Origin of the sequence: Citrifermentans bemidjiense Bem (assembly GCF_000020725.1) — a bacterium.
Taxonomy (GTDB): Bacteria; Desulfobacterota; Desulfuromonadia; order Geobacterales; family Geobacteraceae; genus Geomonas; species Geomonas bemidjiensis.
The window spans coordinates 3,926,004-3,940,617 of record NC_011146.1; the positions used below are offsets into that span (position 1 = coordinate 3,926,004).

Annotated in this window: 17 protein-coding genes; 4 read left to right on the top strand and 13 right to left on the bottom strand. The window is 60.8% G+C overall.

The features are described from left to right. The first annotated feature begins 13 nt into the window (after positions 1 to 13). Complete coding sequence (locus GBEM_RS17025; protein ID WP_012531835.1) at positions 14 to 907, top strand: IPT/TIG domain-containing protein; 894 nt, start codon at positions 14 to 16, stop codon at positions 905 to 907. A gap of 7 nt (positions 908 to 914) precedes the next feature. Here GBEM_RS17025 and GBEM_RS17030 read toward each other — a convergent pair whose 3' ends face one another. From GBEM_RS17030 to GBEM_RS17060, 7 genes are all read right to left on the bottom strand, one after another. Then, a complete protein-coding gene (locus GBEM_RS17030) occupies positions 915 to 1,316 on the bottom strand; it encodes a VOC family protein (protein WP_012531836.1) in 402 nt (133 codons plus the stop codon). A 54-nt stretch (positions 1,317 to 1,370) separates the two neighbouring features. Then, complete coding sequence (locus tag GBEM_RS17035) at positions 1,371 to 2,087, bottom strand: cytochrome c biogenesis CcdA family protein (protein WP_012531837.1); 717 nt, start codon at positions 2,085 to 2,087, stop codon at positions 1,371 to 1,373. Positions 2,088 to 2,142: 55 nt separating this feature from the next. Continuing rightward, the gene (locus GBEM_RS17040) at positions 2,143 to 2,652 is read right to left on the bottom strand and encodes a TlpA disulfide reductase family protein (RefSeq protein ID WP_012531838.1); all 510 of its coding nucleotides are present in this window, start codon (positions 2,650 to 2,652) and stop codon (positions 2,143 to 2,145) included. Beyond that, positions 2,652 to 4,013, bottom strand: a complete 1,362-nt coding sequence (locus tag GBEM_RS17045) for a sigma-54-dependent transcriptional regulator (protein WP_012531839.1) — start codon at positions 4,011 to 4,013, stop codon at positions 2,652 to 2,654. The genes GBEM_RS17040 and GBEM_RS17045 overlap by 1 nt, the downstream gene beginning before the upstream one ends. Positions 4,014 to 4,311: 298 nt before the next feature. Next, positions 4,312 to 4,572 (bottom strand): hypothetical protein, encoded by a 261-nt coding sequence (locus GBEM_RS17050; RefSeq protein ID WP_012531840.1) that lies wholly within the window; start codon positions 4,570 to 4,572, stop codon positions 4,312 to 4,314. Positions 4,573 to 4,813: 241 nt separating this feature from the next. Continuing rightward, positions 4,814 to 5,782 carry a polyprenyl synthetase family protein gene (locus GBEM_RS17055; protein WP_012531841.1) on the bottom strand — a complete coding sequence of 323 codons (969 nt, stop codon included), beginning with the start codon at positions 5,780 to 5,782 and terminating at the stop codon, positions 4,814 to 4,816. A gap of 237 nt (positions 5,783 to 6,019) precedes the next feature. Next, on the bottom strand, positions 6,020 to 6,496 hold the full coding sequence (locus GBEM_RS17060) for a hypothetical protein (protein ID WP_012531842.1): 477 nt from the start codon (positions 6,494 to 6,496) through the stop codon (positions 6,020 to 6,022). Positions 6,497 to 7,010: 514 nt separating this feature from the next. Between GBEM_RS17060 and GBEM_RS17065 the strand changes: the two genes are divergently transcribed. The 3 genes from GBEM_RS17065 to GBEM_RS17075 are packed head-to-tail and all read left to right on the top strand — an operon-like array spanning position 7,011 to position 9,976. Next, entirely contained in the window at positions 7,011 to 8,603 is a 1,593-nt protein-coding gene (locus GBEM_RS17065; protein WP_012531843.1) for a glucose-6-phosphate isomerase, read from the top strand. Positions 8,604 to 8,619: 16 nt separating this feature from the next. Further along, a complete protein-coding gene (gene ltaE / locus GBEM_RS17070; protein ID WP_012531844.1) occupies positions 8,620 to 9,639 on the top strand; it encodes a low-specificity L-threonine aldolase in 1,020 nt (339 codons plus the stop codon). 1 nt (position 9,640) lies between these two features. Further along, positions 9,641 to 9,976, top strand: a complete 336-nt coding sequence (locus tag GBEM_RS17075; RefSeq protein ID WP_012531845.1) for a tRNA-binding protein — start codon at positions 9,641 to 9,643, stop codon at positions 9,974 to 9,976. Between the two features lies 1 nt (position 9,977). Here the strand turns inward: GBEM_RS17075 and rsmI are convergent, their stop codons facing one another. From rsmI to GBEM_RS17105, 6 genes are all read right to left on the bottom strand, one after another. Beyond that, positions 9,978 to 10,808 (bottom strand): 16S rRNA (cytidine(1402)-2'-O)-methyltransferase, encoded by an 831-nt coding sequence (gene rsmI / locus GBEM_RS17080; RefSeq protein ID WP_012531846.1) that lies wholly within the window; start codon positions 10,806 to 10,808, stop codon positions 9,978 to 9,980. A gap of 87 nt (positions 10,809 to 10,895) precedes the next feature. Then, the gene (locus GBEM_RS17085; protein ID WP_012531847.1) at positions 10,896 to 11,717 is read right to left on the bottom strand and encodes an NAD+ synthase; all 822 of its coding nucleotides are present in this window, start codon (positions 11,715 to 11,717) and stop codon (positions 10,896 to 10,898) included. Next, positions 11,717 to 12,568, bottom strand: a complete 852-nt coding sequence (locus tag GBEM_RS17090; RefSeq protein ID WP_012531848.1) for a nitrilase-related carbon-nitrogen hydrolase — start codon at positions 12,566 to 12,568, stop codon at positions 11,717 to 11,719. Before GBEM_RS17090 ends, GBEM_RS17085 begins: the two co-directional genes overlap by 1 nt. A 155-nt stretch (positions 12,569 to 12,723) precedes the next feature. Further along, a complete protein-coding gene (locus GBEM_RS17095) occupies positions 12,724 to 13,164 on the bottom strand; it encodes a DUF4149 domain-containing protein (protein WP_012531849.1) in 441 nt (146 codons plus the stop codon). Between the two features lie 49 nt (positions 13,165 to 13,213). Further along, positions 13,214 to 13,591, bottom strand: a complete 378-nt coding sequence (locus GBEM_RS17100; protein WP_012531850.1) for a YraN family protein — start codon at positions 13,589 to 13,591, stop codon at positions 13,214 to 13,216. Positions 13,592 to 13,697: 106 nt separating this feature from the next. Further along, positions 13,698 to 14,390 (bottom strand): ribonuclease HII, encoded by a 693-nt coding sequence (locus GBEM_RS17105; protein ID WP_012531851.1) that lies wholly within the window; start codon positions 14,388 to 14,390, stop codon positions 13,698 to 13,700. Positions 14,391 to 14,614 lie beyond the last annotated feature (224 nt).

The window sequence follows — 14,614 nt, forward strand, 5'->3', positions numbered from 1 at the left end:
AATGGAGGGTCGCATGCTTCGCAAACTGTTTTTCCTACTGCTGGTCCCCTTGCTCTTCCCGATAGTAGCCGCGGCACAGACGCCGGCGCCCCAAAAGCCGGCAGCTGTGACCCTCTTCCCCTTGAGCGTCCTTTCCATCATCCCGGCACAAGGCGAACCCGGCACCGCCGTCACCCTGAACGGCACCGGCTTCACCACGGGGACAGCCGTGTTCCTCGGGACCCGGCAGCTCCCGGCGACGCTGGTGGGAAACCGGCTGCTGACCGTAGAGCTTCCCGACCTCCCCCCCGGCGTCTACGCGCTCTACCTGAAGCGGGAGGACGGCAGCACCAGCAGGGCTTTCAACTTCGCGTTGCAGCCGCAAAAACCGGTCGCGACATCCCTCTCCCCCGACACGGTGACCGCCTGCTCCACCGGCAGGGAGCGCGAGGTAGCGGTAGCCGGCGCCAAATTCCAGCCAGGAGCCCGCGTCTTTTTGGACGGCGCCGCTCTCACCACCCGCTTCATTTCCCCGGCCGCGCTCTCCTTCACCGCCCCGGCGGTCGGCGCCGGCCTGCACCAGGTGCAGGTAAAGAACCCTTCCGACGCGGGTTCCGGGGTACTGGCGCTTTTCATCGACGCGAAGCCGGAGATAGCGAGCGTCACCATCGGCCGGGAGTTCGTTAGCGCTTACGAGTTGGTCCTAACGGGGAAGAATTTCCAGCAGAGTTCGGTGCTGGTAGCGGACGGGAAAAGGGTCGGGACGGGAGAGCAGATAGCGACCGAGCGGGAGCGGCTGATTTATTTGGGTTGCAACCAGCTGGTCTACGAGCGCCACCCCTACGACCCGACCCCAAAAGAGATCCGGCTGCAGGTAGTAAATCAAAACGGGGAGGAGAGCGCCCTGTTCACCATCAGCGCCCCCTGACCCCGTACTAGCGCAGCGACTCCTCCAGCACCACGAGATAGCCGTCGGGGTCGAAGCACCAGAGTTCCTTGGTGCCATATGGCTTTTGCTGCAAGGGGTAGAGGATCTCCAGATCCTCCTCCAGAAGTTCCTGGTAAACGTCCTCTATGTCCGGGACGCTCAGGTGAAGCGTCATGCCGACCCCTTTGGGGAAACCCTCCAGGCGAGCCTCCAGAATCGGGTGCAGTTGCCCGACCGCGTCATCCTCCACGAAGTAGACCTTGCAGCCGTCCAGCGTCAGCACCAGGTGCTCCGGGGCCCCAACAGCGGTGAGCGCCCGGTGCACCGGCAACCCCATTATTCCCGCGTAGAAAGCTTCCGTGGTGCCCAAGTCGGCGACGGAGAGTTGAATGGAAAAGGGGGAAACCACGACATCTCCTTCAGCCCAGCCGTTTGCCGCAGGCGGCCCGGGCTGCACCTTTTTCTACTCGCCAAACCAGGCGCTGGTGTACCTGCTGATCACTACCAGCGAGTTGGTGAAGATCAGGATACCGACGACCACCATGAACAGGCCGGTGATGATCTCGAACAGGCGTATGTGCCGTTTGAAACGTTTGAAAAACACCAGGAACTGGTGCAATGCGAGGGAGGCGAGGAAGAACGGGATGGCGAGCCCCATCGAGTAGGCAAGGAGCAGCCAGACGCCACGCCCCTCGGTGGCTGCCACCGCCAGGATGGTGGCGAGGATGGGGCCGATGCAGGGGGTCCACCCCGCCGCGAAGACCACGCCGACGACGAAGCTTCCCAGGTAGCCGGCCGGTTTTCTGTGCAGGGTGAGCTTCTTTTCCCCCAGAAGCAGCCCGATATCGAAGAGCCCCGAAACATGGACGCCGAAGATGACGATCATCACCCCGCCGATGCGCCTGATGGCCGTCTTGTGCTCCTGCAGGAAATCGCCCAGAAAACTGGCCGAGGCCCCCAGGATAACGAAGACGCAGGTGAAGCCCGCAATGAAGAGCAGCGAGTGGATAATTGTCTGCTGGCGCACCTTGTGGGAGGGGTGCTCAGCCTGCAGGTCCGCGAAGGAAAGCCCGGTGATGTAGGTGATGTAGGAAGGGATAAGCGGCAAGACGCAAGGGGAGAGAAACGACAACAACCCTGCGACGAATGCGCCCACTATGCTGATGTTCTGCGCTTGCATGGTTGTACCTCCTGGGTGTTGTTGAACCCGCCCCGCCCGGCGCCGCCGGTACTAATTACTTTTGCTGCATCAGCCCTTCGAGGTACCCGACCACCTCGGGGGAGCTCCACTCCACCCCGCCGATCACCTTCTTCCTGATCATCCCCTTGCCGTCGACGATGAAGGTTTCGGGAACGCCGGTGGTGCCGTAGCGCCTGGAGACGCTGCCGTCGGTATCGAGCAGCGCCGGCAGCGTGACCCCGTTTTGCCTGAAGAACTCCTGCACCGCCTGCTTCCCCCCCTCGTCAATGGAGATGGCCAGCATCTGGAAGTTCTTCCCCTGCATGATCTGGTTGAGTTTCACCATGGAGGGAATTTCCTCCCGGCAGGGGGGACACCAGGTGGCCCAGAAGTTCACCAGCACCACCTTCCCCTTCAGGGACGAAAGCTGCACCTGCTTCCCGGAAAGGTCACTCAGGGTGAAGTCGGGGGCGGCGGCGCCTTCTTGCGCCGGCACCTCCTTCTTGGAGCAGCCAGAGGCCATGACGGCGAGGAGCAGCAACAGCACGGCAAGGATACGTTTCATTACTTTCTCCCAGGTTGCACTATATTGTATTTTTCCATTCTGTAAATCAGGGTATGGCGCGGTATGCGCAGAAAGCGGGCGGCCGCGGTCTGGTTCCAGTCGCACCTTTCCAGAGCCTCCAACACCACCTCCCGCTCCAGTTGCTCCAGCGAATAGCCTCCGGGCGGAAGCCTGAGCACGCTCCCCTCGGCGGGGGACGAGGTGGCCGATATTTTCTCAGGGAGTTCGGCCGCACCGATCCGGTCGCTCTCCCGCATGATGAGCAGGCGCTCGACGGTGTTTTCCAGTTCCCGCACATTCCCCGGCCAGCCGTATGCCTGCAGCCTCTCCAGAGCCTCTTTCTCGAAGCTCACCCCTTCGGCCCCGAACTTGGCGCAGAAGTAGCGCAGCAAAAGCGGCACATCCTCCACCCGTTCCCTCAGAGGAGGGAGCTGGATCGGGATCACGGAGAGACGATAGTAGAGATCCTCGCGGAACTTCCCTTCCACGATCCAGCGCTCCAGATCCGCGTTCGTCGCCGCCACCACCCGCAGGTCTATCTTCTGCAAAGAGGTGCCGCCGACGGGTTCTACCACGCGCTCCTGCAGGACGCGCAGCAGTTTGGGCTGTAGTTCCAGAGGGAGGTCCCCCACCTCGTCCAGGAAGATGGTGCCGCCGTCGGCCAGTTGAAACTTCCCCTCTTTGTCCCGAATGGCCCCGGTGAAGGCCCCCTTGACATGGCCGAAGAGCTCGCTCTCCAAAAGGTCCCTGGGAATGGCCGCGCAGTTGACGGCGATAAAAGGGGCGCCGCGACGTGAGCTGCCGGAGTGAATGGCGCGCGCCACAAGTTCCTTGCCGGTTCCCGATTCGCCGGTGATGAGGACGGTGGCCTCGGTGTCCGCCACCTTGCGCACCACCGAGAAAACCCCTTCCATGGCACGGGAGGTGCCGACGATGCTCTTGAACTCGGCGCGCCCGGAGAGTTCCTCCTTCAGCAGCCGGTTCTCTTCCGAAAGCCCCTGCAGTTGCAGCGCCTTCAGCACCGTGACCTTCAGCTCCTCACGGTTGAACGGCTTTGTGAGGTAATGGAAAGCCCCCAGCTTCATCGCCTCCACCGCAGTGTCGATGGCTCCAAATGCGGTCAGCACGATGACCACAGTGGCAGGCGAGCTCTCCTTGATGGCGGAGAGAACCTCGAACCCGCTCTTTCCCGGCATCTTCAGGTCCGTGATGACTACGGCCGGCAACCTCTCCGCGAAGAGCTGCAACCCGGCGTCGCCGTCGGCAGCGGTGTACACGTCGTACCCCTCCTGCTGCAGGTTGTACTCGAGCACGCGCCTTAATGAACTGTCATCGTCTATGACTAGTATTTTTGCGGGCATAGGTCCTGGGAGGGCGCCAGAGGCTGGAACGGGCGCCAGTGTCAATTTTTAACCGATTTGAACGGGGAGGGCAACCTTTTTATAATGAACCCGGTCCGGCAAACTTGCGGCGGGAAGAGTCTAAGAGCAGGAAAGTTCGAGGTTCGAAGGGTAGCTTTGGGTTTGTTACAGGCTCGATTTCAAAAGAGAACAGGAGGGGATGCAGCGAGTGGAGTGGAAAGAAAAGCGCGCGCGTTCCCATCCGATGCGGCAAAGCGGCATCAGCGGAACTGCGGAGCCTGGAAAGGAAGGAGCGGCGCTAGGGTCGGCGCCCCCTCGGTCTGCGCGGGTAGCCGAGGTAGCTTTGCGTCAGCTCGCGGGTACCTATGGCCAGCGGGAGCAGGTTCTCATGCTTCTGCAGGGTCTCGGGGAGCGACGATCCGTCCGTGATGATGTAGTCGTCCTCACCGAGGCAGGTCTTGGCGAAGAATCTGCCCGCTGCGCTGCAGAAAATGTTGATGCTAAAAGTCTCTCCGTTGACTTCCAACTCAGTTGAGTGTAGCAGCATCTCTTCGTCCACTTTCCCCCCCGAATTAACTCATTCCTATCGAATGGACATTCCAGTAGCAAAAAGCGAACCAACGAAATGGGGGAAAACCAGCCATGCGCGACGGGAAGCGGCAAACTATCAGCAGTACAAAGGTTAAAAAAATGAGCACCGACTAAGCGGTGCTCATTAATGGAAGGATGGCTTTGTTAAACTAAGTTATTTTTCGTAAACCTGCAGGATGGGCGCCGTTATATGACGGCAACCGCGACAGTTATTTGACGCGAGTCACAACATATTCGGCGAGTTCGGCAAGCGCGTCGCGGGTGGCAGAGGGGGGGAACTTCTCTAAGTGCTGCTTGCAGAGAACCACGTATTCGCCGGCGGAGGCGACGGTGTGCTCGATGCCGCCGTAGCGCTGCACCAGCTCCAGCACTTGGGCAAAATCCTCATCGGAAAGTAGTTCCTTTTCCACCACCGAGGCGATCAGGTCGCGCTCCTGGCTGGTGCAGTTCCTGAGCGTGTGGATCAGGGGAAGAGTGATCTTCCCTTCCTCCAGGTCGTGGCCGATGCTTTTGCCGAACTGCTCTTCGCTGGCGGTGTAGTCCAGGGTGTCATCCATCAGTTGGAAGGCGATGCCGAGGTCCATGCCGTAATCCGCCAGGGCCTGCCTGTGCACGGGGTCGGCCTCGCCCAGGATGGCGCCCACTTCGCAGGCAGCGGAAAGAAGGATCGCCGTCTTGCTCCGGACCACCTCGATGTAGCGCTCCACAGTGATGTCGAGGTCGGAGGTGCAGACCAGCTGCAAGACTTCCCCTTCGGCTATGATGGTGGTGGCGTCGGCCAGCACCTTCAAAATGCGCAGGTCTCCGTCAGTAACCATCAGGGAAAACGACTTCGAGAAGAGGAAATCACCTACCAGAACCGACGCCTCGTTCCCCCATAGCGTATTGGCCGAGGCGAGCCCCCGGCGCAGGTTGGCGTTGTCGACGACGTCGTCGTGCAGCAGGGTTGCCGTGTGAATGAACTCCACGACGCTTGCCAGCGGGACGCTTCGGTTGCCGTCGTAGCCGCAAAGCCTGGCAGCCAGGAGCACCAGGCCGGGACGGATACGCTTGCCGCCGCTGGACAGCACATACTCACCCACCTTGCGAATAAGTGGGACATCCGACTGCAGATCCTTCTTGAACTGCAGTTCCACGTTTTTCAGGTCTTCCCCGATAAGGGCAAGCGCTGCATCCATAAGAGGCCTCGGTATTATGCGCGCGACTGCATCAATGCGCTTAGGATTTATTAACATTACGAAATTACGCCGGATTTTCCAAGGTGGGTTCGCTTTGGAACGAAGGACCACTCTAGCAAATCCTTTCTCATTATTCAAGGTATTTGAGCGGTTAAGCACTGCGGCCGCGGCTAAGAACGCGAAAGGGGGGCCGGACAGCCCCCCTTTCCCCAACGGATCTTATTTTCGCTTAGCGGCTCAGGCCGCCTCTTTTTCACGGTTCAAGAGCCCGCATCGCCTCAGCTCCTTATCGAGCTTGACCTTGCTGAGCCCGAGCGCCCTGCACATCTTGTCGGTGTTGCAGTGGTAACGCTCCATCGCCATCAAAAGCAGCGCCTTTTTAAGCGATAGCGACAGCTTGTCCATCACGTGCTCCTGCGATGTCGCCGAGATCAGTGTAAACAAAGGCTCCAGGCTTTTCTTGAAAAGCTGTGCGCTCTCTTCCACATGCACCGGGTTTTGTCTGTTCATTTGGTTCACCCTCACCAGATTGTTCGCGATGCTATCCATGTCCTCATTCACCAAGCGCCAGATGTCCGGGTCGTTTCCCAGTGTCAAGACGACAGCGATGCGCTCGGCGGAAGCAGCCGGCTGCCGTTTCACCAGCACCACCTCCATGGCGCCGAACCCGCCGCTGCAGCGGTCCGCGCTCGCACCTGCAAATCTATCTTCCATACCTCACCTCCGCGTACCCGTCCCAACGGTTCAGGACCGGACCATGCCGCGTCCATAGCCGGCAGAGCTGCCGCCGGTAGATTCAACCGATACAACAGCCGTACCAAAGTCCGCGCCGCCCGCTCTTACGCCTAAACCGCCGTCTCATTTGGCTTTTATCGAAACGGCCGGCAAGAAAAGGAGCAAAGCCCCGCATCCGGGGTGTTCATACCTTGCACATCCAGCTGTTCCATGTGCAAAACCCGCCATTCTAATGGACACCGTTCGACCCACCGCTAATTAAGCTTTTTACAGACAAGAAGACGCTGCGTTGTGGCCGTGCCGGAAACCGTAATGGCCCGCACGAAGGCACGCGGCCACCGGTTTTGCGCCTCCCGTAACAGGTTCGCCCCTTCGATGGTATCCGGGCGAGCACCGCTACGCAGACTTGAATAAAAACTAATACATGCTATCATCCCCCGACGCACATGAGAATCGACCTGCCACCAGCCTAACCAAACGCAGCGGAGGGGACATGCAGAAACAGCAGCTTTGGGAGCGGTACAAGAACCTGCTCTACCATGACGCCGAACTAGAGCTGAGCGTCGACACCAGCCGTATCGATTTCCCGGAGGGGTTCCTGGAGAAGATGGACCCGCGACTGCAGCAGGCGTACCAAGAGATGGAAGCGCTGGAACAAGGTGCAGTCGCCAACCCGGACGAACATCGGATGGTGGGGCACTACTGGCTCAGGGCTCCCGAACTGGCACCGGAGGCGACCCTTGCCGAGGAGATAACGTCGACACTGGCCGCTATCGAGGCGTTTGCCTCCTCAGTGCACGGGGGGAACATCGCCGCCCCCGACGGCCACCGCTTCACCGACCTTTTGATCATCGGCATCGGAGGCTCCGCGCTGGGGCCTCAGTTCCTCGCCGACAGCCTGGGAGGGCCCAAGGATCTCCTGCGGATCTGGTTCTTCGACAACACCGACCCGGACGGTATGGACAAGGTCCTCTCCGGGATCGGCGCCGCTCTGAAACAGACCCTGGTGGTGGTCATATCCAAGAGCGGCGGCACCAAAGAGACCCGCAACGGAATGCTGGAGGCGTGCCAGGCGTTCGAGCGCGCCGGGCTGCATTTCGCCGGGCACGCCGTCGCCGTAACCGGCAGCGGCAGCGAGCTGGACAGGACTGCATCCAGGGAAAACTGGCTCGGGGTCTTCCCGATGTGGGACTGGGTCGGCGGGCGCACCTCGGTCACCTCAGCGGTGGGGCTCCTCCCCGCTGCCCTGCAAGGGATCGACGTGGACCGGTTGCTCGCCGGAGCGCGCGCCTGCGACCAAAAAACCCGTTCCCGGGTGACACGGGAAAACCCCGCCGCACTCCTAGCCCTCTCCTGGTTCCACGCCACCCAGGGGAAAGGCACCCGTGACATGGTGCTGCTCCCCTACAAGGACAGGCTTCTTTTGTTCTCCCGCTACCTGCAGCAGCTCATCATGGAGTCCCTCGGCAAGGGGTTGGACCGCGACGGGAAAGAGGTGCTGCAGGGGATCGCCGTTTACGGCAACAAGGGCTCCACCGACCAGCACGCCTACGTGCAGCAGCTGCGGGAAGGGGTGCACAACTTCTTCGTCACCTTCATCGAGGTGCTCAAGGACCGCCAGGGCCCATCCATGGAAGTGGAGCCTGGTGCGACCTCCGGCGATTATCTCTCGGGCTTTTTCCAGGGAACGCGATCCGCGCTCTATGAAAAAGGACGGGAATCGGTTACTATCACCGTCCGCGAGCTCTCCCCTGCAAGCATCGGTGCCCTTATCGCCCTTTACGAGCGCGCGGTGGGGCTGTACGCCTCGCTCGTCAATGTTAACGCCTACCACCAGCCGGGAGTCGAGGCAGGGAAGGAGGCCGCCGGCGCCGTGCTCAAACTGCAGGGGGAGATCATGGAGTTGCTCAGGCGTCAGCCGAACCGGGACTTCACCGGTGAGGAGATGGCGCTGGCACTGGCGCGCCCGGAAGAGGTGGAGACCACCTTCATGATCTTGAGGCACCTTGCCGCCAACGGCGACCACGGGGTGAGCGTCACCGAAAAGGACAAGATCTGGGAAAACAAGTACCGCAGCAAAGATTAGCAAGGTAGGGGAACAGATGAAGACGGTAGATCTGAGAAGCGACACGGTGACATCGCCGTCGCAGGCGATGCGTCGGGAAATGGCGAATGCCCCGGTAGGAGACGACGTCTACGGGGAGGACCCGACGGTAAACCGGCTGGAGTCCATGGCGGCAGAGTTGCTGGGGAAGGAGGCGGCGCTCTTCGTCCCCACGGGGACCATGGGGAACCTGCTTGCCCTCTTATCGCACTGCGGACGCGGTGACGAGTACATCGCCGGGCAGGAAGCGCACATCTACCGGTGGGAGGGAGGAGGAGGCGCCATCTTCGGCGGGATCCAGCCGCAGCCGATCGACTTCGAAGAGGATGGGACGCTCGATCTCGAAAAGGTGCGACGCGTCGTGAAGCCCGCGGATTACCATCACCCCGTCACCAGGCTCCTCTGCCTTGAGAACACTCAGGGGGGGAAAGTGTTGCCGCTCGACTATCTGGCAAAGGCTGCGGAGCTTGCCCAAGGCCTCGGGCTTTCCCTGCATCTCGACGGGGCCCGAGTCTTCAATGCGGCCGTGTACCTGGGGGTCCCCGTCGCCACCATCGCCGCCCATTTCGATTCGGCCTCGGTCTGCCTCTCCAAGGGACTTGGCGCCCCGGCAGGTACGGTACTTTGCGCCAGTAGGGAGCTCATCGGCCGCGCGCGCCGCTGGCGCAAAGTAGCCGGCGGCGGCATGCGCCAGGCCGGCATTCTGGCCGCGGCCGGCATACATGCACTGGAGAAGAACCTGCAGCGACTGACCGAGGACCACGAGAACGCGGAACTCCTGGCCGCGGGCCTTGGGCACATAGAAGAACTCATGGTGAGCCAGGCGCGCACCAACATCCTCTTCGTCACCCCACCCGCTGGCAGCGCCGACCGCCTGCGCCAGACCCTCGCCACCGAAGGGATACTCCTTGGCGGGGGGGACCAGATACGCCTGGTCACCCACCTTGACGTAACCGGCGCGGACGTGGAACGCACCGTCGTCGCCTTCAAACGCTTCTTTGCAGCACGGGGGAACTGACGTGGCGGAAATAAGCTGGGACGATTTCGAAAAGGTGGAACTGCGGGTAGGGACCGTGCTGGAAGTGGAGGAATTTCCCGAGGCGAGAAAGCCCGCCTACAAGCTGCTGGTAGATTTCGGGGAAGCCGGCGTGCGGAGGTCGAGCGCGCAGATAACAAGGCACTACGAACGGGAAGAACTGGTGGGGAAGCAGGTGATCGGGGTCTGCAACTTCCCGAGAAAGCAGATCGGGCGCTTCTTTTCCGAGGTGCTCATCACCGGCTTTGCCGATGAAAACGGCGACATCGTTCTCGCTATCCCCGAGCGCCCCGTCCCCAACGGCAGCAAGCTCTGCTGAGCTACCCCCTGACCCTCAGGGCCTCCGCATAGACCTCGCTCTTGTGCAGGCCCGTCTCCAGGGTCACCCTCTTCACGGCGTCCTTAAGAGTCATCTCTCCGGAAGACAGATACTTTTGCAGCAGCTCTTCCATCCCCGGGGCGTCGGTTGCCTCCGGCTCCTCTGCGGGGGTGACCAGGATCGCCACCTCCCCCCGAATCTCCCTCCCCTGCACCTCTTTTACCAGCGCCGAAAGCCTGCCACGCAGGAACTCCTCGTACATCTTGGTGAGCTCGCGCGCCACCACAACCTCGCGATCACCCATGGTTTCCAGCATGTCCTGCAGAGTCGCCAGCAGGCGCTTGGGCGACTCGTAGAAGATCAGCACCGCCTTGTCCGCGGCAAGCGACTGCAGCCGCTCGCGCCTTTTCCCCTGTCTGTTGGGAAGAAACCCCGCAAAGCTGAAATGGTCGGTGGGAAGCCCCGAGGCGGAGAGGGCGGTGACGGCCGCGCAGGCTCCGGGAATGGGAACAACGGAGATCCCTCCCGCGACTGCATCGCGCACCAGTTGGTAGCCGGGATCCGAGATGCAAGGGGTCCCGGCGTCGGTGATGAGAGCAACGCTCTGCCCCTCGCGGAGCCGGTCCAGGATCTGGTCCCCCTTCAGGTCCTTGTTGTGGTCGAAGTAGGAGGTAAGCGGCTTGGAAATACCGAAATGAGTGAGGAGCTTCCTGGAGTGGCGGGTGTCTTCGGCCGCGACCAGGTCCACCTCCTTCAGGATGCGCAGGGCGCGCAAGGTGATGTCCTCGAGGTTGCCGATCGGCGTGGCTACGATGTAAAGAGTTCCGGACATAACGGCAAAAGGCGGTTCAACGTTCAACGTTCAACGTTTGGAAAACCTGAGGGTTCTAACGTTGAACGTTGAACGTTGAACGGCTCCTTATTTCCCCCAATCCCTGGCGTAGCGGAAGTCGCGGTCGATGGTGCGGTTGGAAACCTTGGCGATGATGGGAAGACGCCGCTTGAAGTGGGAGCCTTGCACCTTTCTGTGAACGTTGTCGATGAACTGCGCCTCAAAGCCGGCCGCAATCAGCTCCTCGCGGCTCATGCGCTGATCCACCATCCGGTAAAGAAGTTCGTCGGCGTCGCGGTAGGTGAAGCCCAATTCCTGCTCGTCGGTCTGCCCGGCCCACAGGTCCGCCGAAGGCTTCTTCTCGATCACCTCGTGCGGCACTCCCATCGCCTCGGAAAGCTCCCAGACCTGGCTCTTGTAGATGTCACCGATGGGGTTGAGCGCGCTCGCCATGTCGCCGTGCAGCGTCCCGTACCCCAGCAAAAGCTCGGTCTTGTTGCTGGTCCCGAGCACCAGTCCCGCCACCTCGGCGCTGTGGTCGTAGAGGATGGTCATCCGCTCGCGCGCCATCTTGTTGCCGCGCCTCATGTTGCTGGCATCGGGGTAGAGGTCGAAGTAGGCGTCCACCATCCCGGTGATCTCGATCACCTTGAAGTTGATGCCGAGGCTCTCAGCGACCAGGCGGGCGTGGGCCTCGCTCTCGGGGTTAGAGGTGCGGTACGGCATGCAGTAGGCGTAGACGTTCTCCGGGCCCAGCGCCTCGGCGGCGATATAGGCGACCAGCGCGGAATCGATCCCGCCCGAAAGCCCTAAAACCCCCTTGCGCAGTCCGACTTTGCAAACCTCGTCGCGCACGAACCCGACCAGGATCTGGCGCAACAGCGCCGTATTAACGGTAAGGGCACCCATCAGTACTCTTTCTCCCTGTCGATTCTTTTGAGTTCCTTCACGGTGATGGCGAGGTTCTCGTCGCGCATCATCGGGGAAAAGATCCGCTCGCGCCTGAGCGCGCCGCCGTCGACCTTGGCGAGCACCAGGTCCTCCTCCAGGATCGCCCCCCGGGCGGTAACCTCACCCGAAGGGGAGATGGCCTCGGAGCCACCCCAGAAGTTGATGCCGTCTTCGTACCCCACGCGGTTGCAGTAGAACACGCGGCAGTTGAGGAACATGGCCGTGGTGGCGGTTAGCTTCTGCCACGCAGCGGCCGACCCCAGACCTTCGGTGCCGCTCACGCCGCGTCCGGGGCTCGAAGAGAGGCAGAGGAGCGTCATGGCGCCGTCCATGGCCAGGACGTAGGGGGCCGAGAGGTGCCACATGTCCTCGCAGATGAGCATCCCCACCCGGCCGAAGCGGGTGTCGAAGGCGCGGAAGCGCTCGCCGCGCGCCATGTAGCGCTGCTCGTCGAACAGGCCGTAGGTCGGCAGATATACCTTCCTGTGCACGTGGCGGATTTCCCCTTCTTCCAGATAAAGGGCCGAGTTGAAAAACCGGAAATCGGAGGAGACCTCGACAAGGCCGATGGCGATGGAGATCCGCTTGGACAGGGTCTTCAGTTTTTCTATCTGGGGGGCGTCGAGACGCAGCGCCACCTCGGGGACTAGGTCCTTCAGGAAGTACCCGGTAAGCGCAAGTTCCGGGAACACGATCAGGTCGGCCCCCGCGGCGATTCCCTTTTCAATGGCGGCCTCAACCAGGGCCAGGTTGTCGTCCAGGCAGCCTAGCTTCGGCTTGATCTGGGCCAGGGCAACGGTGAAATCCATGAGCTTCTCCGCAATTTTTTTCTCATTACTAACACAGCGGGAGAGTCTTTGCAAACGTCAATGGCTAAAACCACTTAGCCATGGTTAAAATCTGAGAGAATCCCCGGAGAGGCGTTTTCATTGGAAACGGCATCCCCTTTCGCTGCCCTTCTCCGCTAAAGCAGGATCACCAGCACCACTCCTCCGGCTATGACCGAGAGGTTGCAGACGGCTGAGACGCCATGGAGTTTGGCGAACTCGCGCCGCAGCGGGTCGTCCTTGGAGGTGGTCTCGAATGAGACGATTCTACGCTTCAGTTCGGCGGCTTTCGGCTCGATGTAGAAAGCCTGGAACGAGCAGAGGAGCAGCATCGCCACGATGATGGCGGCAGTTGCGAAATTGGATTTCCCGGAGATGATGACCCTGCAGATGAGGGCAACGACGCCGCAGGCGAGCCCCCAGCGGAAATACCCGGGAAAGAAGAGGCCGACGATGCGCGCCGCCACGTCCCGGCTCTCGGAGCGGAACAAGATCGGGGTGAGCACGAAAGTGAAGAGGGCCGCGCCCCCGAGCCAAAGTGAAATTGCCAACCGGTAGATTACGTTTACTGCCTGCATCTCGCTTCCTCCTGTCGATTACATTCTCGTCAAACGCCAGTCTGACCGTCTAGTACGCCAACTCGAACGCGTTTCTGATGTGCTCTATTACCGGCAACTCGTGCTCGCGCAGCACGATGGCCACCACGTCGAAGCGCGCCTCCGCGTCGAAGAGTTTCTTCTTGGAAAGCCAAACCAACGCTGCCTTGGAGATCTGGCGCTGTTTGAACGGCGTCACCGCTAGTTGAGGCACGCCGTAGTTATAGTTCTTGCGGCACTTCACCTCGACAAAGACAAGAGCGCGCCCGTCTCTGGCTATGATGTCGATCTCACCGCAGACGCTGCGGAAGTTGCACTCCACTATCTTGAAGCCCTGCCCCTTCAGGAAGGTGACCGCAATAGACTCACCTATCCCGCCGAGAGAGCTGTTGCTGCTCTTATCCGGCATGGCCACCCTCTGAGGAAATGTCGATCTACGGCAAAGACCACAACAGTGTAGCAGCTAGTTCAGAGTGCACATGACTGAGCGAAGGATTCTTTTTACCACTTCCTGATCAGAAAGAGAATAAGCCAGTGGAAGGTCCTGCAGTGTCACTGTCGGGCTGGGAAGGAAGATGCTCTTTGACACCGCTGAAGGTTTTGCGATGGATGGGACATGGTCCCAGTTCGGCGATGGCGGCCAGGTGCGACGCGGCGCCGTAACCCTTGTGGCTGGCGAAGCCGTAGCCCGGGTACTGGGCGTCGTACTCAACCATCATCCGGTCCCGGGTGACCTTGGCGATTATTGAGGCGGCCGCTATCGAGAGGCTCAGGGAGTCTCCCTTTTTCACGGTACGCTGCGGGATGTTCATGGGGATGTTGGAGATGCCGTCGATGAGGAGGAAACCGGGGGTTATGCTCAGGGCGCGGACCGCGTCGCGCATGGCGCTGAGGGTCGCCTGCAGGATGTTGATGCTGTCGACCAGGGCGTGGTCGCCGATGCCGACGCCAACCGCAAGCGCCTCGCGATGGATCACGTCGAAAAGCTCTTCCCTCTTTTCTTCAGTAAGCTGTTTGGAGTCGTTAACCCCGGGGAGCAGCAGACCGGCAGGCAGCATCACTGCGGCGGCCACGACCGGCCCCGCCAGTGGGCCACGCCCGGCCTCATCGATCCCCGCTATCCGAAAGTAGCCGCGACGAAGCGCCTGCCCTTCGAGTGCGAGCAGGTCAATCGGCGCTTCCGGGTTGTCGGGAAAAAGACCGGTCATGGCATTCCAGTAAAAGCTGGAGAAGCAAAACCTTTAACAAGGAGAACGTCTTAGGAAATCTGAGCAAAAACAAAAACCTGAGAGAGTCTGAACCGCTAAAATGGTCTGCGGTCTTAGATGTTCTCAGATGTTCTCAGATTTGCTCCTTGTTAATGGTTTTCGGGTTCTCAGGTTCTCAGGGTTTAAATAAAAAAGCCCCGGTCGCATGACGTGACCGGGGCCCT

Excerpts from the sequence above, each read along its gene's own strand:
- GBEM_RS17055 (WP_012531841.1), bottom strand. The coding sequence starts at position 5,782 with ATGGATGCAGCGCTTGCCCTTATCGGGGAAGACCTGAAAAACGTGGAA.
- GBEM_RS17040 (WP_012531838.1), bottom strand. The coding sequence starts at position 2,652 with ATGAAACGTATCCTTGCCGTGCTGTTGCTGCTCCTCGCCGTCATGGCC.
- GBEM_RS17100 (WP_012531850.1), bottom strand. The coding sequence starts at position 13,591 with ATGCCGGATAAGAGCAGCAACAGCTCTCTCGGCGGGATAGGTGAGTCT.
- GBEM_RS17090 (WP_012531848.1), bottom strand. The coding sequence starts at position 12,568 with ATGGATTTCACCGTTGCCCTGGCCCAGATCAAGCCGAAGCTAGGCTGC.
- GBEM_RS17095 (WP_012531849.1), bottom strand. The coding sequence starts at position 13,164 with ATGCAGGCAGTAAACGTAATCTACCGGTTGGCAATTTCACTTTGGCTC.
- GBEM_RS17060 (WP_012531842.1), bottom strand. The coding sequence starts at position 6,496 with ATGGAAGATAGATTTGCAGGTGCGAGCGCGGACCGCTGCAGCGGCGGG.
- ltaE (WP_012531844.1), top strand. The coding sequence starts at position 8,620 with ATGAAGACGGTAGATCTGAGAAGCGACACGGTGACATCGCCGTCGCAG.
- GBEM_RS17045 (WP_012531839.1), bottom strand. The coding sequence starts at position 4,013 with ATGCCCGCAAAAATACTAGTCATAGACGATGACAGTTCATTAAGGCGC.
- GBEM_RS17105 (WP_012531851.1), bottom strand. The coding sequence starts at position 14,390 with ATGACCGGTCTTTTTCCCGACAACCCGGAAGCGCCGATTGACCTGCTC.
- GBEM_RS17085 (WP_012531847.1), bottom strand. The coding sequence starts at position 11,717 with ATGGGTGCCCTTACCGTTAATACGGCGCTGTTGCGCCAGATCCTGGTC.
- GBEM_RS17025 (WP_012531835.1), top strand. The coding sequence starts at position 14 with ATGCTTCGCAAACTGTTTTTCCTACTGCTGGTCCCCTTGCTCTTCCCG.
- GBEM_RS17065 (WP_012531843.1), top strand. The coding sequence starts at position 7,011 with ATGCAGAAACAGCAGCTTTGGGAGCGGTACAAGAACCTGCTCTACCAT.
- rsmI (WP_012531846.1), bottom strand. The coding sequence starts at position 10,808 with ATGTCCGGAACTCTTTACATCGTAGCCACGCCGATCGGCAACCTCGAG.
- GBEM_RS17035 (WP_012531837.1), bottom strand. The coding sequence starts at position 2,087 with ATGCAAGCGCAGAACATCAGCATAGTGGGCGCATTCGTCGCAGGGTTG.